Annotated in this window: 21 protein-coding genes; 11 read left to right on the plus strand and 10 right to left on the minus strand. The window is 63.3% G+C overall.

Translation table 11 applies throughout. From position 1 onward, the window contains the following. Positions 1 to 13: 13 nt before the first annotated feature. Together ASS64_RS11585 and uvrB are read right to left on the minus strand one after the other, a co-directional pair. Entirely contained in the window at positions 14 to 1474 is a 1461-nt protein-coding gene (locus ASS64_RS11585; protein WP_067694452.1) for an amidohydrolase family protein, read from the minus strand. 96 nt (positions 1475 to 1570) lie between these two features. Continuing rightward, entirely contained in the window at positions 1571 to 3766 is a 2196-nt protein-coding gene (uvrB, locus tag ASS64_RS11590) for an excinuclease ABC subunit UvrB (protein WP_067694455.1), read from the minus strand. A gap of 95 nt (positions 3767 to 3861) precedes the next feature. On the opposite strand from uvrB, the gene ASS64_RS11595 reads away from it, so the two are divergent. The 7 genes from ASS64_RS11595 to ASS64_RS11625 all read left to right on the plus strand — a co-directional run bounded on the left by ASS64_RS11595 (position 3862) and on the right by ASS64_RS11625 (position 10050). Next, a complete protein-coding gene (locus ASS64_RS11595; protein ID WP_067694459.1) occupies positions 3862 to 4410 on the plus strand; it encodes a DUF3617 domain-containing protein in 549 nt (182 codons plus the stop codon). Positions 4411 to 4465: 55 nt separating this feature from the next. Beyond that, positions 4466 to 5233, plus strand: a complete 768-nt coding sequence (locus ASS64_RS11600; RefSeq protein ID WP_067694462.1) for an alpha/beta fold hydrolase — start codon at positions 4466 to 4468, stop codon at positions 5231 to 5233. 82 nt (positions 5234 to 5315) lie between these two features. After that, positions 5316 to 6743, plus strand: a complete 1428-nt coding sequence (locus ASS64_RS11605; RefSeq protein WP_067694465.1) for a circularly permuted type 2 ATP-grasp protein — start codon at positions 5316 to 5318, stop codon at positions 6741 to 6743. Between the two features lie 16 nt (positions 6744 to 6759). Continuing rightward, positions 6760 to 7704, plus strand: a complete 945-nt coding sequence (locus ASS64_RS11610; RefSeq protein ID WP_067694467.1) for an alpha-E domain-containing protein — start codon at positions 6760 to 6762, stop codon at positions 7702 to 7704. After that, positions 7704 to 8519 (plus strand): transglutaminase family protein, encoded by an 816-nt coding sequence (locus ASS64_RS11615; protein WP_067694470.1) that lies wholly within the window; start codon positions 7704 to 7706, stop codon positions 8517 to 8519. Before ASS64_RS11610 ends, ASS64_RS11615 begins: the two co-directional genes overlap by 1 nt. A 21-nt stretch (positions 8520 to 8540) precedes the next feature. Next, entirely contained in the window at positions 8541 to 9287 is a 747-nt protein-coding gene (locus ASS64_RS11620) for a proteasome-type protease (RefSeq protein WP_067694473.1), read from the plus strand. A gap of 133 nt (positions 9288 to 9420) precedes the next feature. Further along, positions 9421 to 10050: a response regulator transcription factor gene (locus ASS64_RS11625; protein WP_067694476.1), complete on the plus strand. Its 630-nt coding sequence runs from the start codon at positions 9421 to 9423 to the stop codon at positions 10048 to 10050. A 13-nt stretch (positions 10051 to 10063) separates the two neighbouring features. On the opposite strand, the gene ASS64_RS11630 is transcribed toward ASS64_RS11625, so the two are convergent. The 4 genes from ASS64_RS11630 to putP form a co-directional block, all read right to left on the minus strand. After that, positions 10064 to 10732: an extensin family protein gene (locus ASS64_RS11630; protein ID WP_067694480.1), complete on the minus strand. Its 669-nt coding sequence runs from the start codon at positions 10730 to 10732 to the stop codon at positions 10064 to 10066. An 80-nt stretch (positions 10733 to 10812) separates the two neighbouring features. Beyond that, positions 10813 to 11184, minus strand: a complete 372-nt coding sequence (locus ASS64_RS11635; RefSeq protein WP_067694483.1) for a VOC family protein — start codon at positions 11182 to 11184, stop codon at positions 10813 to 10815. Positions 11185 to 11209: 25 nt separating this feature from the next. Continuing rightward, positions 11210 to 13000 carry a gamma-glutamyltransferase gene (ggt, locus tag ASS64_RS11640; protein WP_067694486.1) on the minus strand — a complete coding sequence of 597 codons (1791 nt, stop codon included), beginning with the start codon at positions 12998 to 13000 and terminating at the stop codon, positions 11210 to 11212. A gap of 40 nt (positions 13001 to 13040) precedes the next feature. Beyond that, complete coding sequence (putP, locus tag ASS64_RS11645; protein ID WP_067694488.1) at positions 13041 to 14522, minus strand: sodium/proline symporter PutP; 1482 nt, start codon at positions 14520 to 14522, stop codon at positions 13041 to 13043. A gap of 119 nt (positions 14523 to 14641) precedes the next feature. On the opposite strand from putP, the gene ASS64_RS11650 reads away from it, so the two are divergent. Next, positions 14642 to 15397 carry a hypothetical protein gene (locus ASS64_RS11650; protein WP_067694491.1) on the plus strand — a complete coding sequence of 252 codons (756 nt, stop codon included), beginning with the start codon at positions 14642 to 14644 and terminating at the stop codon, positions 15395 to 15397. A 230-nt stretch (positions 15398 to 15627) separates the two neighbouring features. Then, positions 15628 to 15867, plus strand: a complete 240-nt coding sequence (locus tag ASS64_RS11655; RefSeq protein WP_067694494.1) for a hypothetical protein — start codon at positions 15628 to 15630, stop codon at positions 15865 to 15867. A 40-nt stretch (positions 15868 to 15907) separates the two neighbouring features. Here the strand turns inward: ASS64_RS11655 and ASS64_RS11660 are convergent, their stop codons facing one another. Both ASS64_RS11660 and typA read right to left on the minus strand, forming a co-directional pair. Further along, entirely contained in the window at positions 15908 to 16684 is a 777-nt protein-coding gene (locus tag ASS64_RS11660; RefSeq protein WP_198147702.1) for a LuxR family transcriptional regulator, read from the minus strand. 74 nt (positions 16685 to 16758) lie between these two features. Then, complete coding sequence (gene typA / locus ASS64_RS11665) at positions 16759 to 18582, minus strand: translational GTPase TypA (RefSeq protein ID WP_067694500.1); 1824 nt, start codon at positions 18580 to 18582, stop codon at positions 16759 to 16761. 257 nt (positions 18583 to 18839) lie between these two features. Between typA and ASS64_RS11670 the strand changes: the two genes are divergently transcribed. Beyond that, the gene (locus ASS64_RS11670) at positions 18840 to 21533 is read left to right on the plus strand and encodes a TonB-dependent receptor (RefSeq protein WP_067694503.1); all 2694 of its coding nucleotides are present in this window, start codon (positions 18840 to 18842) and stop codon (positions 21531 to 21533) included. A gap of 87 nt (positions 21534 to 21620) precedes the next feature. Then, the gene (locus ASS64_RS11675; protein WP_067694506.1) at positions 21621 to 22088 is read left to right on the plus strand and encodes a GNAT family N-acetyltransferase; all 468 of its coding nucleotides are present in this window, start codon (positions 21621 to 21623) and stop codon (positions 22086 to 22088) included. Here ASS64_RS11675 and ASS64_RS11680 read toward each other — a convergent pair. Then, positions 22085 to 24592, minus strand: coding sequence for an ABC transporter permease (locus ASS64_RS11680; RefSeq protein WP_067694509.1), 2508 nt, complete (start codon positions 24590 to 24592; stop codon positions 22085 to 22087). The two genes, ASS64_RS11675 and ASS64_RS11680, sit on opposite strands and share 4 nt — an antisense overlap. Next, entirely contained in the window at positions 24589 to 25293 is a 705-nt protein-coding gene (locus tag ASS64_RS11685; RefSeq protein ID WP_067694512.1) for an ABC transporter ATP-binding protein, read from the minus strand. The genes ASS64_RS11680 and ASS64_RS11685 overlap by 4 nt, the downstream gene beginning before the upstream one ends. Between the last annotated feature and the right edge of the window lie 45 nt (positions 25294 to 25338).

Below are 25338 nucleotides of genomic sequence, written 5' to 3' on the forward strand. Positions count from 1 at the left end.
GTTACAGTAAATCTCAGCCGGGCCTGCCGCCCTGCTCATGCCAGAGCCGCATGAAGTCACGTCGGTTCTTCGGACCATAGGTCGCAAAGCTCGGGTTCGCCTCCGCCCGGTGGGCTGCGCGGCGCTCGGTCAAAGAGGACGCGCGTTTGGCCTGCGGCACATCGATGCCATAAACCTCAGCTCCGTTGAGACCGAAAATGCGGCGTTTGGCATAGGCATCGAGCGCCGGATATCCGAAGCGTTCCTGATATTCCTCGCCAATCTCGAAGGCACGGAAGGCCTGGATTTGGTCTTGTGGACTGCCGAACCAGATACTGTCCGTGCCCCAGATGATCCGCTCTTCGCCGAAGGTCGCAAGGAGCTTGCCGAGGACATGCGCTGCCTCGTCAGGGCGACTCATGAAATGGCGCCATAGCGAGCCGAGCTCGGCATAGAGATTGCCTTCGTTGCGTTTGAGGCCGGCGTCCTTGTGCGCCTTGATCAGCCGATCGACACCTTGCGGGTCGACAGCATTGTAGGCCCCTTCCGTTTTCGCGTGCTCCATGCCCGAATGGTAGACGAGGAAGGTGAGGTCGGGATTCTGCACCGCCGCGCGGCCCATATCCGCGGGTGAGGAAAATTCGTATTCGAGCCCGTAGAGCGGAATGCCCTTGTGAACTGCGATGGTGGTGACACCGAGCCTGCGCGCTTCGTCGAAGGCGCGGTGTGCGAGATCGCTTTCGTCGAGGAAAAACCCGCGCCCGTCCGGTCCCCATTGCGGGTACATCTTCCACGCGTCGACCTTGTGGATGCGGGCTTTCTCTTCCATCGCTTCCAGATCGCCTGGATCGTTGGGTAGCAGCCCGCCGTGAATCAGACAGCGCGCATCCTCTCCCCCGATGCTCTCGACGATTTCGCGCGCTTCCGCGGCATAGTGCGTGGGTGTGGGATTGCTCTTCTGGCTGCCCCACAGGGCGGAGACGACTGCGACATCGGTGTCGCTGTCGAGATAGACCTCCTTGGCCAGCGTCTGCGCGGAATAGCATTCATATCCCTCGCCGCCGCATTTCGCATACTGTCCGAAGGCCTGCCGCAAGACAGCGTCCCAGATCTCGCCCTCGCGCCCGACTTTCCATGCGCCCGAGGGGTCGACGCAGTGCGTCTGCACATCGAAGATAAATTCATCGCCTGTCAGGGCAGAGGCTGCCGCTTCAGTGTCGAGGGCGGCATCGTTCGGGAGAGCGTAGCGCCCGCCCGCCTGCGGATTGGCGGCGTTGCAGGCAGACAGCGTTGCTGCGGCTCCTGCCGCGCTGACGAGGAACTCGCGCCTCCCCATACCGAGCCTGCGCGCATTTGCAGTTGCGGTTTCGTGCGCGATTGCATTGGCTCGCTTCTGCTCTTGAGTGAGATCCAGGGGCAGGAATTCGGCATTGCTGGTTCCGTCAAAACGAACCGGCAGGCGCGTGCCTTCGGGATCGAGATCGAATTTGGCCATGATAATCTCCCCGGTTGAAGAGATTATCACACTGTCGGCCAAGGCGAAGCGCGATCCGATGAGCGGCGGATAGGCTTCTGCCGAAGGGGCGTGCGGCTAGGGCTTCCCGCCCATCCTCTTGTAACGCGTTTTGCCATAGCGCGTCTTGCGCGTGCCGGGCCGCCCGGCATCGCTGCGCCCGACGCGTGGGGCTTTCTTTTCCTCGTCTCCAAGGCCCAGCTCGTCGTTCTCGAGACGGCGGATCTCGTCGCGCAGGCGTCCGGCTTCTTCGAATTCGAGATCGGCGGCGGCGGCGCGCATGCGTTTTTCGAGGTCCTCGATATAGGCGCGCAGATTGTGACCGACGAGGTTGTTGCGCTCCTCGTCGCCCGTATCGACCGTGACGCCATCCTGGCTCGCGGTGTCGGCGACGATATCGGCGATCTGGCGCTTGATCGTTTGCGGCGTGATGCCGTGTTCTTCGTTATAGGCGCGCTGTTTCTCGCGGCGGCGCTCGGTCTCCGCCATCGCGCGTTCCATGCTGCCGGTGATGCGGTCGGCATAGAGAATCACGCGGCCATCGACATTGCGCGCGGCGCGGCCGATGGTCTGGATGAGGCTGGTTTCGGAGCGCAGGAAGCCTTCTTTGTCGGCATCGAGAATGCAGACCAGCCCACACTCGGGAATATCGAGCCCCTCGCGCAGCAGATTGATGCCCACCAGCACGTCGAAGACGCCGAGCCGCAGGTCGCGGATCAGCTCGATACGCTCCAGCGTTTCCACATCGGAGTGCATGTAGCGGACCTTGACGCCCGCCTCGTGCATGAACTCGGTCAGGTCTTCGGCCATCCGCTTGGTCAGCGTGGTGACGAGCGTGCGATAGCCCTTGGCCGCGGTTTTCTTGCACTCCTCGATGCAGTCCTGCACCTGATCCTCGACCGGCTTGATATCGACCGGCGGATCGATCAGGCCCGTGGGGCGGATGACCTGTTCGGCGAAGACGCCGCCGGTCTGTTCCATCTCCCATGTGCCCGGCGTCGCCGAAACGCAGAAGGTCTGCGGGCGCATCGCATCCCATTCGTTGAAGCGCAGGGGGCGGTTGTCGATACAGCTCGGCAGCCGGAAACCGTATTCGGCCAGCGTGATCTTGCGGCGGTGGTCGCCGCGCGCCATCGCGCCGATCTGCGGCACCGTCTGGTGGCTTTCGTCGACGAACAGCAGCGCGTTTTCGGGAAGGTATTCGAACAGCGTGGGCGGCGGTTCGCCCGGCAGGCGGCCGGTGAGGAACCGGCTGTAGTTCTCGATCCCGGCGCAGGAGCCGGTGGCGGCGATCATCTCGAGGTCGAAATTGGTGCGCTGTTCCAGACGCTGGGCTTCGAGCAGACGGCCTTCCTCGTGCAGTTCCTTGAGGCGTTCCTGAAGCTCGAACTTGATCGCCTCGCTCGCCTGCTTCATCGTCGGGCCAGGCGTTACGTAGTGCGAGTTCGCATAGACCCGCACCTTGTCGAGGCTGGCGGCCTTCTTGCCGGTCAGCGGATCGAATTCGCTGATTTCCTCGATCTCGTCGCCGAAGAAGCTGATCCGCCAGGCCATGTCCTCGTAGTGCGAGGGGAAAATCTCGAGATTGTCGCCGCGCACGCGGAAGTTGCCGCGCGCGAAAGCGGCATCGTTGCGCTTATATTGCAGCGCGACGAGCTTGCGGATCAACTCGCGCTGGTCGACGCTCGTGTCCTTCTTGATGTCGAAGATCATCGCCGAATAGGTTTCGACCGATCCGATACCGTAGAGGCAGGACACACTGGCGACGATGATGACGTCGTCGCGTTCAAGCAGCGCGCGCGTGGCCGAGTGGCGCATCCGGTCGATCGCCTCGTTCACCGAGCTTTCCTTCTCGATGTAGGTGTCCGACCGGGGGACGTAGGCTTCGGGCTGGTAGTAGTCGTAATAGCTGACGAAATACTCGACCGCGTTTTCCGGGAAGAAGCTTTTGAATTCGCCATAGAGTTGCGCGGCGAGGATCTTGTTCGGGGCGAGGACCAGGGCAGGGCGCTGCAGTTCCTCGATCACCTTGGCCATGGTGAAGGTCTTGCCCGAGCCGGTGACGCCGAGCAGTACCTGCGTCTGGTCGCCTTCCTTCGCCGCACCGGTCAATTCGGCGATCGCGGTGGGCTGGTCGCCGCTGGGTGTATAGTCGCTGACGAGTTCGAATTTCTTTCCCGGCATCGACTTTTCGGGGCGCGCGGGCTTGTGGGGTACGAACTCGCCGGTGGTGTCCGGCTCTTCCAACCCTCTTCGAATGACGAGTTCGCTCATGCGCGCACATATGGGGAACAGCGGGCCTGCACGCAACGGTGCTTGCCTCGCGTCGTTCGACTGCTAGCCTCGCAAGGAGAATTGGGAGACTCGATATGCGCCGTATCGCCATTGCCGCCGCCGCCAGCCTCACCCTTGCCGCCTGCGGCGACTCCACCAGTGCCGACGCCGACGGCGATGGCGAGATCACGATGGAGGAAGCCGCGGCCAAGACGGCGGACATGGTCAAGCCGCAGCCGGGCAAGTATCGCGCCACGGTGGAATTCGTCGATATCGAGATGCCCGGGGCGCCCCAGCAGGTGCAGGATATGATGCGCGGCATGTTCGATCAGGGGCCGCAGACGCACGAATACTGCCTGACCGAAGAAGAGGCCGAGCGCGGTTTCGAGGAAATGGCGCGGCAGGCCCGCGAGGACGATTCGAACTGCAGTTTCGAGAAATTCGATGCCGATGGCGGCAGGATCGACGCGGTGATGAACTGCAATACGGGCGGGCAGGGCGCTGCCCGCATGACCATGCAAGGCACCGGGGATGAAACCTCTTCGCAGATGACCATGACCATGGATGCCGAGGGTCCCGGCGGCGAAACCATGAAGATGACCATGCAGAGCTCGCAGGAACGCATCGGCGATTGTGACGCCTAGCTGACCTTGCACGATTAGGGAGCCATTCATCGGCTTCGTGCATTATTACGCGGTGATGGCATCGTTACCGTTCAAAGACACACGATTCATCGACCGCGAGGAATTGGCGCGTCGCTGGGCTTTGGCCGCCGAGCCGAGCCCCGACGATGCGCGCGGGCCGCGCTGGCAGTTGCTATTGCGCGAATTCCTCTGGCCGCTCGAGCCGGTTCGCCGGTTGGTCGACACGCCGCTGTCGATTCCGGCGGCCCGCAATCCCAAGACCGTGATGCTCCTGCCCGGCTTCGGCGCGCATCCGATCCGCATGCGCTGGATGGCGCGTACACTCGAGCGCGCGGGGCACTCGGCGAAGAAATGGGGCCTTGGCTACAATCTCGGTGCGACGGAAGCGCGTTTCCGGAAGGCGGAAGAACGGCTTGTGGACCTTCACCAACGTTCGGCAGAGCCGATCTATCTTGTTGGCTGGAGTCTCGGCGGGGTGATGGCGCGCGAACTGGCGAAGAAACACCCGGACAAGGTCGCCAAGGTGATCACCATGGGCTCCCCGTTTTCCGGCAGCCCGCGCGCCAACAATGGCTGGCGTGCCTATCAGGCGATCGCCGGCCACAGGGTCGATGAACCCGAAATCGATACCGTTATCCACGAAAAGCCGCCGGTCGAAACCGTGGCTTTCTGGAGCCCGCGCGACGGCGTCGTCCATCCACGCGCGGCGTGTGGCAAGCCCGGCGAACGCGATCGCGCCGTGCCCTTGCGGTGTTCGCACATGGGTTTCGTGCTGACCCATGAGGCGGTTGTGGCAGTGTTGGGGGAACTGGACCGCTGCTGAACCTTTAATTCCCTGAAGGAGGGCGTCCTGTCCTCTCGCTGCCGGTCGAGAATGGCGGCGATCTCAACCACTCCGGGGGGCCATGAGCGGCAACGCCGATCATTTCGACGAGATGCACAAGCCCGATGGCGGCGTTCGTGAGGCCTATTCCGGCTATTGCGAGTGGTTCGACGACCAGGAAAATGCGCTGTTGCGGCGCAAGCATGCCGAGGCCGAGACCAATTTTCGCAAAACCGGCATCACTTTCAACGTTTATGGCGAGGACGAGGCCGAGGAACGGCTGATCCCCTTCGACATGGTGCCGCGCGTGATTTCGGCCGGCGAATGGCGCAAGCTAACCCGCGGGATCGAGCAGCGCGTGTCGGCGCTCAACGCGTTCATGCACGATCTCTACCACCGGCAGGAAATCATCCGTGCGGGCCGGATCCCGGAGCGCCTGTTCAGCCAGAACGAGGCCTGGCTCCCGCATATGGTCGGGTTCACGCCGCCGGGCGGGGTCTACACGCATATCGTCGGGATCGACCTGGTGCGCACCGGACCGGACGAATTCTACGTCTTGGAAGACAATGCCCGCACGCCGTCGGGCGTCAGCTACATGCTGGAAAACCGCGAAACCATGATGTCGATGTTTCCCGAGCTATTCATGCGCGTGCCGGTGGAGCAGGTTTCGGACTATCCAAGGCGGCTGGCCAAGAGTCTTGCCGCCTGCGCTCCGCGTTGCATCAAGGGCAAGCCGATCGTCGCGGTGCTTACGCCCGGCATCTACAATTCCGCTTACTTCGAACATGCCTTCCTCGCCGACCAGATGGGAGCCGAACTTGTCGAGGGCTCCGATTTGCGGGTCATCGACGGGCGTGTCGCCATGCGCACGACCCGCGGATACCAGCCCGTCGACGTGATATACCGCCGGGTGGACGACGAATTCCTCGACCCGTTGACCTTCAACGAGGACAGCGTGCTCGGCGTGCCGGGGATCATGGATGTCTATCGCGCGGGCGGTGTCACCATCGCCAATGCGCCGGGGACCGGGGTCTGCGACGACAAGGCGATCTATTCCTTCATGCCCGAAATCGTCGAGTTCTATACCGGCGAAAAGCCGCTACTGCCGAATGTCGAGACACACCGCTGCGCGGATGAGGAAGCGTGCAAATACGTGCTGGAAAATCTCGCGGATCTGGTGGTGAAGGAGGTCCATGGTTCAGGAGGCTACGGCATGCTGATCGGACCGACCGCGAGCAAAAAGGAAATCGAGAGCTTCCGCCGGAAGATAGCCGACAATCCCGAGAACTACATTGCCCAGCCGACACTGGCCCTGTCGACTTGCCCGGTCTTCACCAAGAAGGGGCTCGCGCCGCGTCATGTCGATCTGCGTCCCTTCGTGCTGGTTTCGCCCGACAAGATCGACATTACTCCCGGCGGCCTCACGCGCGTGGCGCTCAAGAAGGGCTCGCTGGTCGTCAATTCGAGCCAGGGCGGCGGCACCAAAGATACCTGGGTGCTGAAGGACTGATGGCCGGGGGATGCCCATGCTAGGCCGGACCGCCAACGGGCTATTCTGGATGTTCCGCTATCTCGAGCGGGCCGAAAACACCGCGCGGTTGCTCGATGCGGGCTTGCGCATGGCATTGACCCGCGACCTCGTCACCGCCGAAGAGGAATGGCGTTCGGTCATTTCGACGTCCGGGCAACGTGGCGGGTACGAGGCCAAGCACGCGACCTATTCGGGCCAGCAAGCGTGGAACTTCATCCTGCGCGACAAGGACAACCCGTCCTCCATCCTCGCCATGTTCGGTCAGGTTCGCCAGAATGCCCGGCTCGCCCGCAATGCGATCAGCGGCGAATTATGGGAAGCGATCAACGAGAACTGGCTCACGATCAAGGACCAGCTGTCCAAGCCGGTCGGCGAGAACCGCGTACTCGAAACCGTCGCCACTATCCGGCGGGCCGGCACGATGGCGCGCGGCGCGATGGAAGGTTCGATGCTGCGCAACGAGGGCTATCACTTCGCGCAGGCCGGCGCCTTCATCGAACGCGGTGACAGCATCGCCCGGATTCTGGATATCAAATACTACCTTCTGCTGCCCTCGCTGTCCTATGTCGGGTCGAGCCTCGATACGGGCCAGTGGGATCAGGTGCTGCGCTCCGTCTCGGGCGACCGCGCCTATCGCTGGCTCAATGCCGGGCAGATCGATGCGCGCGGGATTTGCGACTTTCTGATCCTCGACGATTGTTTCCCGCGCTCTCTCGCCTTCTGCCATTCGGAGCTGCGCGCCAATCTGGCCGCGCTGGCGCGCCTGCATGGCCAGGAAGGCGAAAGCAATGCGCTGATGCGCGCGGCCGATACGCGGCTGGCCGACCTCACCATCGACGACGTGTTCGACCAGGGACTGCACGAATTCCTGGTCGATTTCACGGCGTCCAACGTCGCGATCGGCAATGCCATCGCCAAAGATTATCGGTTCCTGTCCTGATGCGCCTTTCGATACGCCATACGACCCGTTATCGCTTCGATTCCCCAGTGGTCCATGCGCTCCAGCGCCTGCGCCTCACGCCCAAGGAAACGCAGGGGCAGGAAATTCTCGAATGGGAGATGGAATACGATCGCGCCAATCCGGAACTCACCTACGAGGACCAGCACTGCAACACGGTGACATTGGTGGCGGTGGAAGAGGGTACGCAGGCGGTTACCGTAACCTGCCGCGGCAAGGTCGATACGCACGACCATGCCGGCGTCATCGGACGCCATGCGGGGCTTCTTCCGTTGTGGTGTTTCCTGGGCCAGACCAAGCAAACGCGGCCCGGGTCCGGCATGCACAAGCTGGCGCAGGAAATGAAAGCGCGCGACGAGGAGCGCATCGATATGCTGCACGGCCTGTCCGCGGCAATCCTCGATCGCGTTGCCTACAAGACCGGTACGACACATTCGCGTACCATTGCCGAGGAGGCCTTCGCCTCGGGTAGCGGCGTTTGCCAGGACCATGCGCACATTTTCATCGGCATCGCCCGTTCGCTTGGAATACCCGCGCGCTACGTCAGCGGATATCTGATGATGAACGACCGGGTCGAACAGGAAGCGGGCCATGCCTGGGCCGAAGCCTTCGTCGAGGAGCTCGGCTGGGTGGGATTCGATATTTCCAACGGGATCAGCCCCGATGCGCGCTATGTTCGGGTGGCCACGGGGCGCGATTACCGCGACGCCGCTCCGGTGACCGGGATCAGCTTCGGCAGCACTTCGACGGTGCTCGAGGTCGATGTCGCAGTAGAACAACAACAAGTGCAGCAGTGAACCTGCCAAGAGGATGAATTCATGACCTATTGCGTGGGGATGATGCTCGACAAGGGCCTGGTTCTGATGAGCGATACCCGTACCAATTCGGGCGTCGACAATATCTCCGTTTTTCGCAAGATGTTCACCTGGAGCGTGGCGGGCGAGCGGATCATTACGCTAATGACCGCTGGCAATCTCGCCAGCACGCAGGCGGTGATCAGTCAGCTGGAAGAGCGGATGAAAGAGCCCGACGAGCGCGGGAACATTATCCTCAAGTCGCCAACCATGTTCCAGGTCGCGACCGAAATCGGCAAGCTGCTGCGGGCGATCATCGCCGATCGCCAGCAAGCCAATGGCGAAAAGGGCAGGGGACGTTTTACCGCCTCGATCATCGTAGCCGGGCAGATCGCGGGAATGGAGCCGCGCCTGTTCATGGTCTATCCCGAAGGAAATTTCATCGAGGCGAGTCATGACACGCCCTTCTTCCAGATCGGCGAAACCAAATACGGCCGCCCGATCATCATTCGCGGCTACGACCGAGCCATGAGCATGGAAGATGCCGTCAAGCTTGTGATGGTCAGCTTCGATTCCACGCTCAAGGCCAATCTGTCGGTCGGCCTTCCGCTCGATTTGCAAGTCATCGAACGCGATACCTTTGCGCCGACGCACGAGCATCGCGTTACGCATGAGGATCCCTATTTTCAGGCAATCTCGTCGAGCTGGGGCGATGCGCTGAAGAGTGCTTTTCACTCATTGCCTGATTATGATTTTTACAAGAATGGGTAATATAAAAACTTCATTGATTATATATATTCCATTCAGGTGAATTATATAGCTATCCCGATCTGGTTAATTCCGAATTTATTTCAGGGAAACAAATATATAGCGCGATAGTCTTTATTGATTTATGACTTGCTTCATGAAGGAGCGCCAGATTCTCCATATCGTGGGTGGTTCGAGCCGGTGCCGGGCGGAGCAGTCGCATCTCGTTTACGAGCTTGGGCACCACTGCGAGACCTATTCGGACGCGCACGAATTTCTGGAGCGCCCGCCCGAAGAGGGGGTCATCCTCGCGCGCGACGACCCCGGCCGGGGTGGTGCTGCCGGAATCCTGAGCGCGCTGGCGGGAAATGGGGTGTGGTTTCCCGTAATCGCGACTGCGCCGGAACCGCGGCCCGGCAATGTGGTCAATGCGGTCAAGGCGGGAGCGCTCGACTATCTGTCCCTTCCGCTGCGCCCGACCCGGCTTGCGCAAGCCCTCCAGCGCATCAGCGAAGACCTCGACGTATACACCCAGGCGCGGCGCAGGATGGTGGAAGCCCGCAGCAGGATTGCCAGCCTCTCCCCGCGCGAGCGTGAGGTGCTCGACTGGCTGGCCGAAGGGTGCAGCAACAAGGCGATTGCCAGCAAGCTGAACATCAGCCCGCGCACGGTCGAGAACCATCGGGCGAACCTCATGTCCAAGCTTCGCGCAGAGCATCCGGCACAGGCTGTCCGGTTGCAATTGGAAGCCCATTTGGAAGACAGTGTGCGCGAGACTATGGGCTAAAGCCCCAGGGGCGCTAGCGGCAGTAGTTGTTGCCACCATATTCGAGATGGAAATGGTCCTCATGCGCTTTGTTGTAATCGGGACCGAGCACCGTGCCGAACCGCTTGCATGCACTGGAATGGATCACGCGCAGGAATTCGCGCTCCCTTGGCGAAGCGTTCCATCCCGATTGGACCGAGATACGTCGCCCATCGGCCAGTACGAAGGCTGCCACGTCGATCGCTTCGGCGCGTGAATGGGCGCTGCGCCGCGCGGTGCCCGCAACATTGCGGCACGAATAGCTTCCCATGGTCTCGATCCGGCGGAGCGGGGAGCCCAAAATCTGCCGGGCGGCGCGATCGACGCCGAAGCGCGCCCATCCGGCGAAACTGTTGGCCAGCGGGCAGGCGACCGCGCCAAGGTTCGTGACGCTGAACTCATGCGCATCGCCGGCGACCCCATCGAGCCGCACACTATTGGTCGTGGAACAGCCGGCGCCGTAGAACTTGTCCGGTAGCGGGGCAAAGCGCGAGCCCGTCTGGCCCAATTTGGCATAGCATTGGCGAGCCTCGGGCCGCGCGACAGCGACGGGACCGGACCCTGCCTGCCGCGCCGTCCGCTCGGCCGAGTTGGAGCTGGGTATGGCGCTGCATCCCGCCAGGGTGAGGAGAACGAGCAGAGAGAGGGCGGGATGCAAGCGCATGACCGGGAATATTCCAGAGGCATGGTTAACTTTCAGCTAACGACGCTACGGAAAGCCTGCTCGTGCGCGTTCCGCCCTGCTCAATCGGGTGCCTGCACCTGCTCCCAAAGCTCGATCTTCACGCCATCGGGATCGAGAATCCAGGCGAATTTCCCATAGCCCTCGTCGACATGGCCGAGCACCTCGACGCCCTTGTCCCTGAGCTGCGCGACCATGCCGTCACAATCGTCGACGCGCAGGTTGATCATGAAACCGCCCTTGCCCGGCTTGATATATTCGTCGTCGCTGAAATGGCTGATCAGCGAATAGGGCTTGTTCCCCGTCTCCTCCGACCAGTTCAACTGTGGCCCGTATTCGCCGTCGATGCCCAGGGTATCGCGATACCACGCACGCGTCGCCGCCGGGTCCTCGACCACATAGAACACCCCGCCCAGGCCGGTTACCTTCGCCATGACGCTCTCCTCTCTTGCACGACCATCAATAGCCGCTTGCCTGCCCGTCCTTGCGCATCTCCGTCGCGCCGGTCAGCACGCCCGTTTCGGGATCGCGCGCAATAGCCTGGTAGCCGCCGAACATGATGCCGTTGTCGATCACTTCCACCTTGTGGCCCATGGCGCGCAAGCGCTCGATCGTTTCGGCGGGGATGCCGGGCTCGACATAGAGCGTGCCGAGCGGGTCGGCCGACGGGCCGGTCAGCGGCTCGGTGGGCTGACGGCCGCCGTCGTGGTTGAAGCGCGCCGCATCCCCTGCTTCCTGCAGGTTCATGCCGTAATCGACGATATTGACGAGGATCTGGACATGGCCCTGCGGCTGCATGCCGCCACCCATCAGGCCCAGCGTCATCCACGGCTTGCCGTCTTTCTTCACGAAGGCGGGGATAATGGTGTGGAAGGGGCGCTTGCCGGGCGCGTAGGCATTGGGATGCGCGGGATCGAGGCTGAACAGCTCGCCACGATCCTGGAACATGAAGCCGGTGCCGGGCGCGACCAGCCCGCCGCCCATTCCGCGATAGTTCGACTGGATCAGGCTGACCATCAGTCCGTCGCCATCGACCACGGTGAGGTAGGTAGTGTCGCCTTCGCCCTCGAGCTTGGGTTCGCCGGGCCCGAATTCGGGCGTAGCCTTGTCCGGGTCGATCAGCGAGAAGCGTTCAAGGCCGTATTCCTCGGTGAGCAGTTCCTCGGGGAAGGGGGCGAAGTCGGTATCGGCATAGAAGCGTGCGACATCGGCATAGGCGAGGCGCTTCGCCTCGACCATGTAATGCAGCGCCTCGGGGCTGCCGCGTTCCCATTGCGAAAGGTCGATGTTCTTGAGGATATTGACCATCTGCAATGCGGCGAAGCCCTGGCCGTTGGGCGGCAGTTCGCACAGCTCGTAGCCATTCTTGTATTCGGCGCAGGCCGGCTCGACCCAGTCGCTGGTGTGGCTGGCGAAATCCTCGCGCGTGAAGGCGCTGCCCTGCGCCTGGAGATAGTCCACCATCACTTGCGTGAGCGCGCCGTCATAGAAAGCATCGCGCCCCTCGCGGCCGATCGTCTCAAGCGTATTTGCAAGGTCGGGATTCCTGAAGATTTCGCCCGCGTCCGGCGCATCCCCGTCGGCGAACCAGACCTTGATGGCGTTGTCGAACTCGAACGGATAGGCCTCGCGTCGCGCGGTATAGGCGCGGAGCGCACGGTCGAGATACATGCCGATGACCGGTGCGATCGGGTGCCCGTGGCGGGCATAGCGCACCGTGGGGGCGAGATTCTCTGCCATCGACAGCTTGCCGAATCTTGCGTGCATCGCGAACCAAGCATCGACCGTGCCGGGGATCGTGACGGGCAAGGGGCCGACCGGGGGCAGCGCGTCCGCGCCGTCGAGTTTTTCGAGCAGTTGCTCCAGCGTCTGCCCCTTGGGGCTGCGACCGGATCCGTTGATGCCATGCAGCTTGCCGGTCTCGGGATCGTAGATGATCGCATAGAGATCGCCGCCGATGCCATTGCCGGTCGGCTCCATCAGGCCGAGCGCGGCATTGGCGGCAATCGCCGCGTCGACCGCATTGCCGCCCGCCTTGAGGATATCGAGCGCGACCTGCGTCGCCAGCGGGTGCGCGGTGGCGGCCATGCCATTTTCCGCGATCACCGGGCTGCGCGCCCAGTTCGCGCCCACCGGCCGCCCGCCCCCGCCGATCTGTTCTTCGACCGTGGGCGTGGCCGAAGGCTCCTGCGCGGTCGCGGGGGTGGCCGTGAGGGCGAGGGCCGCTACGCCCGCCATTAGTGCTCGCATCTGTGTCTCCTCTGTCGGGAGACGGTGTGGCGAAGCCGCGTCAGGCTGGCAAGGGGCGCTCTGCGGAGCCTGCCGTCGCCTTGCTGACCAGCCAGATGGCAAGCCATGCCGCGATGAAGCCCGGGACGATCTCGTAGAGCCCCTGGTCCATGCCGGGTAGGGCGGAATTCCAGCCCAGCGCGATCCATGCCATCACCACGCCGGCCCCGGTGACCAGGCCCGCAACCGCGCCTGCGCCGGTCATACGGTCCCAGGTCAGCGAAAGGATGATCAGCGGCCCGAAGGCTGCGCCGAAACCGGCCCACGCGTTTGCCACGAGGCCGAGCACCTGGCTGTCGGGATCGCTGGCGATGACGATCGCCGCGAAGGCGACCAGCGCCACGCAGATGCGCCCAACGTTCACGCTCTCGCGCTCCGACGCATTGCGGCGGAAGAACAGCTTGTAGAAATCCTCGGTCAGCGAGCTGGAAGCAACCAGCAGCTGCGAACTGATCGTCGACATGATTGCCGCCAGCAGCGCCGCCAGCAGGAAGCCGGTGATCAACGGATGGAACAGCAGGTTGGCGAGCACGATGAAGATCGTTTCCGGATCGTCCACCACCAGACCGTTGCGTTCCACGAAGGCGCGCCCCGCGATGCCGATACCGATCGAGCCGAGCAGCGCCACGCCCATCCAGGTCATGCCGATATTGCGCGCCGGGCGCACCTTCTCGACCGTGTCGATGGCCATGAAACGCACGATGATATGCGGCTGGCCGAAATAGCCGAGGCCCCACGTCACTGCACTGATGAAACCGAGCAGGGTGAGGCCGGCGGTGAGGCTCAGAAAGCCGCCGACCGGCACTTGCGTGAGTGATCCGCCCCCGCTGCCGCCCTCGCCGAACATGACGACCAGCGGCATGACGATCAGTGCTACGACCATGATCAGGCCCTGCACGAAATCGGTCAGGCTGACGGCGAGAAAACCGCCGACCATCGTATAGGCCAGCACGACCAGCGCGGTGATCCAGATGCCGAGCATGTAATCGCTCATGCCGACATCGCCGAATGCGCTGGCGAAACTGGTTTCGAACAGCTTACCGCCGCCGACCAGGCCTGCCGCGGTATAGACCGCGAAGAATACCACCACGATCAGCGCTGAGATAACGCGCAGCGCAACCGCCTTGTCGGGAAAGCGGTTGGCGAGAAACTCGGGAATGGTCAGCGAATTGCCGTAGCTTTCGGTCTGCGCGCGCAGACGCGGCGCAACCACGAACCAGTTGGCCAGTGCGCCGACGAAAAGACCGATGCCGATCCATGCCTCGACCAGCCCGCTGGCGTAAAGCGCGCCGGGCAGGCCGAGCAGAAGCCAGCCGCTCATGTCCGAAGCGCCGGCACTCAGGGCCGCGACTGCCGGTGGCAGGTTGCGTCCGGCGAGGAGGTAACCTTCACTGGTATCGGTCGACCGCTTCCAGGCCCACAGGCCGATCGCGATCATGAGAATAAAATATAAGGCGAGTGAAATATATGTGCCGGTCTGCATGGGCGCGCCACCTAACAGACTGATGCTGCGCTGACCACCGGCCTCGGGGAATTGCTCCGATAACGGGTCTTCGAGCGTGAGACATGGCCAATCGCTCGCGCGTCTTATAGGGCTCGATTATGCCGATGACGCTCATTACCGGCCTGATGGCGCTCGCCTTTTGCACCGTGCATCTGTTCGTCGGAAAACTGCGCTTTCTCGAGCGAACGCCGCGCAGCAAATGGCTGAGTTTCGCGGGCGGCGTAGCAGTCGGATATGTGTTCCTGCACATCCTACCCGAACTGGGCGCGCATGCGACGACATTCGGCCGGGAGACACGGCTCGCTGCGATGGTTGCGGAAAGCTGGGTCTACACCTTGTCGCTGGCCGGACTCGTCCTCTTCTACGGGTTGGAGCGCGCGCTTGCAGTTTCGCGCGACGAGCGAATGACAAACGAGGGCAGGGACAGGCCGCATCGTGGCATCTTCTGGGTTCATATCGGGGCCAGCGGTTTGCTCATGCTGATGATCGCCTATTTGCTCAACCACCGTGAGGATTCCGGGACGGCCGGGCTTGTCCTCTATTTCGCGGCGATGATGCTCCATTTCGTCACGGCTGACTTCGGTACGCGCTCCGACCATCCCGAACTCTACGATCGGCGAGGCCGCTGGATACTCGCGGTGGCCACGCTGGGCGGATGGGCGCTGGGCTTGTTGGTGAACCTGCCCGAAATCGTCATCGCCTGGCTGTTCGCTTTCGTTGCGGGAGGGATCGTGTTGTTGGTGCTGAAGGAAGAACTGCCCGAGGAGCGCAAGAGTTACTTTCTGCCGTTTCTCGGGGGCGTGGCCCTGTATGCGGTCCTGGTCCTGGGAGAGATTCACCTCGTCGCGACCTGAAACGCCGCAGGTTGAGCGCGAGCGCGCTTCTGCGCGAGGCCCGACAATGATTACTTCTCATAGGTTCACACCGAAATGCGAACCGCTAGATTGAAGAGGCTGACTTGGGCCGGCAAAAGCCCTGTCACTCCCCGCGGCTCGTGTCGTCGGCGACTTTGGTCCAAGGCTCGCGGAGGGTGACAGGCACCAGCCCAGGCGAGGCGCGCTTTGAAGCCACCGAAGGAGGTCCTGTGACAATCGACCTGACCCGCAAATGGTTTGCTCACCTCATTCGCCCCTATTCGTGGCCGCGGCTTGTGCGGGTCGCGGCGATCATCCTGTTTCCGATTGCGATACCCGTTTTGCTTGCGCTGATCTGCGCGACGATCCTGTCGCATTTCATGCTTTCGGTACTAGACGGTTTGCGCCGATTCCTCACGACGCCCCGCAAACAGCTATCGCGTCATACGATGTATTCCCATCATCGCTGATGCTGAACGCTTCGCATCGCCCGCTGTTACTACAAGAATACTACAAGAACCCGTAACGGTAGCCCATCGCTACAGCCGCAGCGAGGGTGGGGGCATCGAGCTTGCGCCGGATATTGGCGCAGTGATGATCGACTGTCGGTAAAGCGATAGACAACCGTTCGGCAATCCGATCCCGCCGCAATCCTTGGGAAAGCGCGCCCAATACGTCCTTTTCTCTCGGCGAGAGGCTCGAAAAACACCTGTCGGCATGCATGGCGAGGCGCGGATGGAGGTGCTCGATCAGCGCGAATGTAGCCACGAGCAAGTCGCAGGACATGTCCTGCGCATGGGCGCGGCTGCCGTGGTCACCGCCCAGTCCCAGCCCGAAATATTGCACGGTGCCCTCGCGTCCGCGCACGGCGGTCCGACCGACCAGTCCGACTGCGTCCTTCAGCCCCGCATCGGCGCACCCTCGAAGAACGGGTGCGGACACGAGATCTTGCCCCTCCAGCTGCGGTACGAGCCAGTCGCCGAAACCGAAGCTCGAATAGGATCGCGTCTCGCTCAGCGCTTCCACTTGCCGTGCGACATAATCGTCGGCGGCCAGGCCGGCTGCGTTATATTCTTCCAGCCAGTATTCCGGCATGTTGGATGCAAAAAGGTCGGGCGCGCTCTCTTCGGCGCCGCCAAGCTCGACCAAACCGAAGTTATAGTACTCGATGCCGGATGCATTAACGAAGGCGGCATATGCATCCAGCACCTCCTCGAAGGTGAGTTTGGACTCGCCAGCGCGCGCTTCGAACAACGTCGACAGAAAACTCGCCAAGTGCGGCGTCACGAAATCTCCTCCCGGCACGAGCCCTCGATGGAAGGAGATGTAGCGAAACGGAAGCCGCGCGTCGAATCAGCGGGTTAGGACGCTTCCAACTTGCGTTTCGCGCGCTTGCGCTCGTGCGGGTCGAGGATCGCCTTGCGCAGGCGGATGCTTTCGGGTGTTACCTCGACCATTTCGTCGTCGTCGATATAGGCGATCGCCTGCTCCAGCGTCATCACGCGCGGCGGGGTCAGGCGGATGGCGTCGTCCTTGCCGGTCGAACGGAAGTTCGTCAGCTGCTTCGACTTCATCGGGTTGACTTCGAGATCGTCGGGCTTGGCGTTCTCGCCGATAATCATGCCCTCGTAGATCTTCGCCTGCGGGCGGATGAACAGCTCGCCCCGATCTTCCAGCGCGTTGAGCGCGTAGCCCACGGCTTCGCCCGGGACCATCGAGATGAGCACGCCGTTCTGACGGCCTTCGATGGGGCCGCGATAGGTGTCGTACTTCTCGAACAGACGGTTCATGATGCCCGTGCCGCGCGTGTCGGACAGGAATTCGCCGTGGTAGCCGATCAGGCCGCGCGAGGGGGCGGAGAAGGTGATGCGGGTCTTGCCCTGGCCCGAGGGGCGCATCTCGGTCAACTCGGCCTTGCGACGCTGCATCTTCTCGACGACCGTGCCTGAGTGCTCGTCGTCGACGTCGATCACCACCGTCTCGAACGGCTCCATGCGTTGGCCGTTTTCCTCGCGGAACAATACACGCGGGCGGCTGATGCCGAGTTCGAAGCCCTCGCGACGCATCGTCTCGATCAGCACGCCAAGCTGGAGTTCGCCGCGGCCGGCGACCTCGAAGCTGTCCTTGTCGGCGCTTTCGGTGATGCGGATGGCGACATTGGTTTCCGCTTCGCGATAGAGACGATCGCGGATCATGCGGCTGGTGACCTTGCTGCCCTCGCGCCCGGCAAGCGGGCTGTCGTTGACCGAGAACTGCATGGCAAGCGTCGGCGGATCGATCGGCTGCGCTTCGATCGGCTCCTTCACCGCCGGATCGGCGATGGTGTTCGAGACGGTCGCCTTTTCGAGACCGGCGAGCGCGATGATGTCGCCCGCCTGCGCGCTGTCGACCGGTACGCGGTCGAGGCCGTCGAAGGACAGCAGCTTGGTCGCGCGGCCGACTTCGATGACGTTGCCGTCCGCGTCGAGCGCGTGGATCGGGTCGTTGACGTCGATCTTGCCCGACTGGACGCGGCCAGTGAGCACGCGGCCCATGAAATTGTCGCGGTCGAGCAGCGTGGCGAGGAAGCTGAACGGCGCTTCGGTGTCGAGGCCGGGCGCGGGCACGTGATCGACTATCAGCTTGAACAAGGGTTCGAGATTACCCTCGCGGGCGTGTTCGTCTTCACTCGCATAGCCATCGCGGCCCGAGGCCCAGAGCGAGGGAAAGTCGAGCTGGTCGTCATTGGCATCGAGCGAGGCGAACAGGTCGAACACTTCGTCCAGCACCGCCTGCGGGCGGGCATCGGACCGGTCGATCTTGTTCACCACCACGATCGGGCGCAGGCCGAGACCCAGCGCCTTGCCGGTGACGAACTTGGTCTGCGGCATCGGGCCTTCGGCGCTGTCGACCAGCAGGATGACGCCATCGACCATGCTCAAGATACGCTCGACCTCCGCGCCGAAGTCGGCGTGGCCCGGCGTGTCGACGATATTGATGCGCGTTCCGTTCCACTCGACGCTGGTGCACTTGGCGAGGATCGTGATCCCGCGTTCCTTTTCCAGATCGTTCGAATCCATCGCGCGTTCCTCGACGCGCTGGTTTTCGCGGAAGGTGCCCGATTGGCGGAAGAGCTGGTCGACGAGGGTGGTCTTGCCGTGGTCGACGTGGGCGATAATCGCCACGTTGCGCAGGTCGCGGGACATGGGTGTTTGCTTTCTATCAGGGTGTCGTAGCGTCAACGCGCAGGCGCGCTTCGCGTTTCGGGCGCGCCCCTAGCCCAGATGCTGCACTGCGGCAAGGCGCTGCGGTGTAACGCGAAAGGCACAGTCGTCGGATGAGCTTCTACGCTGGTCGGCTAAATACTTGAGAGGCCATGCGAGTCTGGTAACTCGCCGGGGCTTGCGTGATTTTGGGGACTGCGCAGCAGACCAAAAGACGTCTTGAGAGAAGAGGACCTTTCATGAAATTCATTACTTTCGGCCGCACTGCGACCGTTCGTACCGCCCTGCTTGCCGGCACCGCCGCGCTCGCGCTGCCCGCCGCTGCCCAGGCACAGGATGCCGCAACCGAGGCGGACGACACCGACGTCGAAGCGCCCGCCACGAGCAATGTCATCGTCGTGACCGCGACGAAGCGGGAGCAGACGCTGCAGGAAACCCCGGTCGCGGTCAGCGTGACCAGCGCCGAAACCATCGAACGCGCGCAGATCCGCGACGTCGCCGACCTAGCTACCGTGGTGCCCTCGCTGCGCGTGAGCCAGAACCAGAGCTCGTTCGCGACCAGCTACTCGATCCGCGGCTTCGGCACCGACGGCAACAATATCGGCCTCGAACCCTCGGTCGCCATGTTCGTCGACGGCGTCTATCGCAGCCGTGCCGTTTCGCAGATTTCCGACCTCCCCGACATCCAGCGCGTCGAAGTGCTGCGCGGGCCCCAGTCGACCCTGTTCGGCAAGAACGCCAGCGCGGGCGTGATCTCGATCGTTACCAAGGAACCCGAGTTCGACTTCGGCGGCATGGTCGAGGCAAGTTACGGCAATTTCGATGCCATCGTGGCCAAGGGCTACGTGACCGGTCCGGTCAGCGATTCACTGGCCTTCAGCTTGGGCGCCGGCATCAACAAGCGCGACGGCTTCCTTACCAATGGCGTCAATGGTCAGGACATCAACGACCGCGACCGTTGGTTCACCCGCGGCCAGATGCTGTTCGACAACGGCGGCCCGCTGCGCGTCCGTGTGATTGCCGATTACGACCGTATCGAAGAGCGTTGCTGCGGCGTCGTAAACGTCGCACCCTCGGCGGAACTGGGCGCAATCCAGCTCCTCGGCGGACAGGTCAACGACTTCCGCAACAATCCCGATGGCGATGTGGTCTTCACCGATGTCGATCCGCTCAACGAGGTCGAGAACTACGGTATCTCGGGCCAGATCGATTACGAGTTCGGCGCGCTGACGCTGACGTCCATCACCGCCTATCGCAACACCAGCCTGATGGCCGACCAGGACGTCGACTTCACCAGCCTTCCGGCGGTCACCGGTGCGAATATCGGCGACGCCGATATCGACACCTTCACCCAGGAACTGCGCATCGCGTCCGATTTCGACGGCCCGCTGAACTTCCTGATCGGCGGCTACTATTTCGACGAGCGCGTCGATACCTCGGACGACATCGTCTACGGACCCGGTTTCCGTCCCTTTGCCGACCTGCTGCTGCAGGGCGCCACCGGCGGAACGCAGAATGTCAACACGCTCGAAGCGACGCTTTCGGCGCTCAACGGCCAGAACTACACCGGCCAGTTCTTCGCTGCCGGCCAGGGCTTCTTCAACAACATCGTGCAGGATAACGAGGCCTATTCGTTCTTCGGCAATGTCGATTTCGAGATTACCGACCGGCTCGTTCTCACGCTTGGTGCGAACTACACCAAGGACAAGAAGCAGATCGTGACCAATTCGGTCAGCACCGATGTGTTCTCGAACATCGATCTGGTGGCTTCGGGCAATACGGCGATTACCCAGCAGGGTATCGCGGTCGGCGCCGGCCAGGCGCTCAACCTCGGTCGCCCGGCAACGGCTGCCGAAATCCAGGCGCTGATCGGCAATATCGGCCTTCCCGCCTTCAACCAGCTGATCGCCGGTCCGGCACAGGCCTTCGCCGATGCGAACGACACAAATCCCGCGGTTAACCCGCTGCTGGCGCTGACCCCGTTCCAGTTCCTGCCGCCGTTGCAGAACTGCCCGAACGCGGTGGAAGACTGCTCCACCAATGACGACGACTGGAGCTGGAACGTCCGCCTCGCCTATGAAATCTCGCCGACGCTCAACGTCTATGCGAGCTGGGCCACGGGCTACAAGGCGCCGAGCTTCAACCTGTCGCGCGACAGCCGTCCGCTCCCGGCCGACTTTGCCGCGCTTCAGGCAGCCGGGCTGGCGGTCACCAACCTGCGCCCCGGTACCCGCTTCGCCAATGCCGAAAATTCGGAAGTTTACGAAGTCGGCATCAAGGGCAATTGGGATCGCGCTGCCGCGAACCTGACCTTCTTCCAGCAGTCGATCGAGGATTTCCAGGCGAACACCTTCACCGGGACCTCCTTCATCCTGTCGAACGCGGGCAAGCAGGAAACCTTCGGCGTCGAGTTCGACGGCCAGTTCTATGCCAGCGACGAGCTGACGCTGAGCGTCGCGATGACCTATCTCGATGCGAAGTACGACAGCTTCGTCGCTTCGCCGGTCGGCGACCTTTCGGGTGAGCCGGTGGCCGGTGTGCCCGAACTGTCGGCCGTGTTCGGTGCGCAGTACGACAAGGAAGTCAATTCCAATGGCGACCGCATCATCCTGCGCGGCGATTTCTCCTATGCCTCGCCGGTACAGGTGGTGGACGGGCTGACCAACTTCATCGTGGTCGACCCGGCAACGGGCGCGCGCGATTTCGGTCCGGCACGCGCCGCTGCGGCCGCATTCAAGCGCGAGGTCAACAGCCTCAACGCTTCGCTGACCTACGCGTTCGACATGGGGCTGGAACTGACCGTTTGGGGTCGCAACCTGCTTGACGATCGCTTCCTCACCACGGTCTTCCCGGCGGTGGCGCAGGGCCAGGCGATTTCCGGCTACCCGAACCAGCCGCGGACCTACGGCGTGGCGGCGCGCTTCCGCTTCTGATCGGATAAGACAATTCGAAATGGGGAAGGGGGCTTTCGGGTCCCCTTTTCTTTTGCCCATAGCGACTGAAAGCGCGAAGAACGCGGCATGGCCGGCGGAATTCGACCTTTGACCGAGCAGGAGCTGGAAGAAGCCAGCGCCCTGTGCCTGCGCTCCAAGGCGCATTGGGGCTACGATGCGGCATTCATGACCGCCTGCCGGGACGAACTGACCCTTCGGGCAGCGGATCTGGAGGGCGGATTGGCTGTCGGCCTGCGAGAGAACGGTGCGCTTGTGGGTGTCGCGCAAGTCACCGAAGTGGGCGAAAGCTGGGAACTGGAGAAGCTCTTCGTCGATCCGCCGGCCATCGGTAGCGGCATCGGCAGGCAGCTATTCGCCTGGGCGGTGGAAGCCGTCGGTACTCGCGGCGGACAAATCCTGACAATTGCCGCGGATCCGCAAGCCGCCGAATTCTATCGCAGGATGGGCGCCGTCGATAGCGGGCACGTGGCTTCGGCGTCGATCCCCGGTAGGAGGCTCCCCCGCTTGCGTTACCGGATCGTGCTCGGCGGCTAGAGCGCCCGCAGCGCTTGCGCGGGCTTGGCCCGCAGCAGCGGCAGCGAGGCGCCCAGTGCGAAGGCCAGGACGATCGCGATCCCAAGTCCCAGAACCGCAAGGATCACGCCCCAGTCGGGCAGCCAGTCGAATTCGAAAAGCTGGGTGACGACCAGCCAGGCGGCGACGCTCCCGATGCCGAGCGCGACCAGGGCGAGCGCCCCGGCAAGGACGACATACTCGATCAGCTGCATGACCAGGACCTGTCGCCGGTCCGCCCCGAGCACGCGCAGGACGACGGTATCGTAAGTCCGCGCCGCGCGCGCCGCCGCGATCGCCCCCAGCAGCACCGCGAGACCCGCCAGCACCGCAACGCTTGCCGCTGCGAGCGTTGCGAGGCCGACCTGTTCGAGGATCGTTCGCGCCTGTTCGAGCACGCCGCCGACCTCGATTACCGAGGTCGAAGGCAGTGCCGCGACGAGCGACTGGAGCAACGGCCCGGTGGGCGTTCCGCGGGTGAGTTCGACCGTGGCCGCGAGGTTGTGCGGTGCATCCTGAATCGCATTGGGGCTGAGTACGAAGACATAATTGAAGCCCAGGCTCTCCCAGTCGATCCGGCGCAGATTTGCGATCCTTGCGGTGCGTTCGACCCCGAGAACGCCGAAGGTGAGCATGTCCCCCACTTCGAGCCCGGCAGCATCGGCAAATTCCTCGTCCACCGACACCAGCGGTTCGCCCTCGTAGAACGGCCCCCACCAATCGCCTTCGGTCAGTTCGTTGCCTTCGGGAAGCGTGTCGGAATAGGTCAGCCCGCGCTCGCCGCGCAGCGCCCAGGCGCCGTCGGGGATTTCCTCGAGATCGAGCGTGCGGGTCATGTCGCCCTCGGGTCCGAAGGCGAGGACGGAACCGCGCAATGCAGGCACCGTGCGCCAGTCGGCATCGGGATCGGCCTGGCGCACCAGTGTCTCGAATTCGGTCACCTGGTCGCGCGGAATGTCGAGTACGAAATAGTCCGGTGCGCGGTCGGGTACGCGCTTGGCGATATTGCCGTCGATAGCGCTCTGCACGGCTGCCAGTAGCACGAAGGCAGCGAGGCCGAAGCCGAGCGCGGTTACCAGCGCACCTGTCGATGAGCCTGGCCGGTGAAGATTGGCAAGCGCGTTGCGGGCCACCGGGCTTTGCGGACGGGGCAGCGCGCCCGCCAGCTTGCGGATGCCGAGGCCGAGCAGCGCGAGGAGGGCAAGAACCCCCGCGGCTCCGGCCAGGAATCCTCCGGACAGCAAGGGATTCTCGGCAGTAAGCAGCGCCAGTGCGACGATTGCCGCCAGGCCGCCGCCCACGAGAATAAGCGCCTGCGGGTCGCGGGCCAGCGGGGCGACGCGGGCGCGCATCAAGGCCATCGCGGGGAAATGCCGCGCACGCAGCAGGGGCGGGGCCGCAAAGACCAGCGCGACCAGCATGCCGTAAGCCAGCGCCAGCAGGATCGCGCCGGGATCGAGCACCAGGCCACTCGATACGGGAAGCAGACCTTGCAACGCAGTCGCAAGCAAGGGGACGAGGGCGACTCCGACCGCGATCCCCGCAAGGCTGCCGACGAGCGAGGCGGCGACGATCTGCAGCGCATAGATGCGGGCGATATCGCCGCTCGATGCTCCCAGGATCTTCAGCGTGGCGATGCCCTGACGCCGGGCGTCGAGATAGGACGTCACGCCCCCGCCGATGCCGATTCCGGCAATCACCAGCGCGGCAAGCCCGACCAGCGTGAGGAATTCACCCATGCGATCGACGAAGCGATCGGTGCCCGGCGCCGCGCGTTCGGCGGTATCGATATCGAAGCCTTGCGCGGGAAACTGTTCCTCGAGCGCGTTGCGGGTTTCGCGGATGTCGCGATTGTCCGAAAAGCGGACCCGGGTCTTGGTCTGGTACATCGATCCCGGCGCGATTAGCCCGGCGCGCACAGGAAGATCCTCCGCGACGATGATGGTGGGGCCGAGCTGAAAGCCTTCGCTTAGCCGATCGGGCTCGTTCGCGACTATCCCGCCTACGGCAAGCGTTGCGCTCCCGATGGTGATCCTGTCGCCAGGCGTCACACCCAGCCGGTCTGCCGCGCCGGGCGACAGCCAGGCCTCGTCCTGCCGTGGCGAGCCGACCGAGCGCCCGTCTTCGAGCGTCAATTCCCCATAAAGCGGGTAGGCCGCGTCGACCGCCTTCAGTTCGATCGGCGCGGCCTGGTCGCCGTAGCGCGCCATTGCCTGCATGCGGATACCGGCGGACACGTCGCCCAATTCGTCGAGCGCCGCGCGTTCCTCTTCGTTGAGGCCGCGCTGCCACAATTCGACCTGGAGGTCTCCGCCGAGATATTCGCGCCCATTGGCCTCAATCTCGCGTTCGATGGCGGCGGTCAGCGACCCGATCGCGGCAAGCGCGCCGGTACCGAGAAACAGGCACACGAGCAGGAGCCGAAGTCCCCGGAAGCGCGCGTTCAGGTCGCGCCGTGCGATACGCCAGGCGGTCGCCCAGCTCATGCGGCGTCCTTGGCCGACAGGGTATCGCTGACGATACGGCCATCGGCGAGCTGGAGCACGCGCTCGCAATGCTCGGCCAGTTCGGGGTCATGCGTGATGACCAGCAGCGTGGCGCCGGTTTCCGCACGTCGGGCGAAAAGCAGTTCGACGATCTCGTGACCGGTGCCGGCATCGAGGTTGCCGGTAGGCTCGTCGGCGAAGATCAGGTCCGGGCGCGGGGCGATCGCTCGCGCGATGGCCACGCGCTGCTGCTCGCCGCCCGAAAGCTGCTGCGGGTAGTGGTCGAGCCGGTGGCCGAGGCCGACAGCCTCGAGCTCCGCCCTGGCGCGTGCCTGCGCGTCGGTTTCGCCCGCCAGCTCCATCGGCGTGGCGACGTTTTCGAGTGCGGTCATGGTCGGCAGCAGGTGAAACGCCTGCAGCACAATCCCGATGCGTCCGCGCCGCGCATGGGCCAGCGCGTCTTCATCCATCGCGGCGAAATCCTCGTTTGCAACCAGCAGGCTGCCTCCGCTCGCGCGTTCGAGGCCGGAAAGCACCGCCATCAGCGAACTCTTGCCGGATCCGGATGGACCGAGCAGCGCCACGGTCGAGCCGAGTGCGATATCGAGATCGATCCCGCGCAGGATATCGACCGGCGCTTCTGCGGTGCCGAGGGTGAGGGTGAGGTTGCGGGCGGAAATCGCGGCTTGAGAGTTTGTCACGAGCCTGCGATGGCATGAGGCCCGAATTTGCACAAGGAAACTCGC

The sequence above is a fragment of the Erythrobacter sp. AP23 genome, assembly GCF_001542855.1.
GTDB lineage: Bacteria > Pseudomonadota > Alphaproteobacteria > Sphingomonadales > Sphingomonadaceae > Qipengyuania.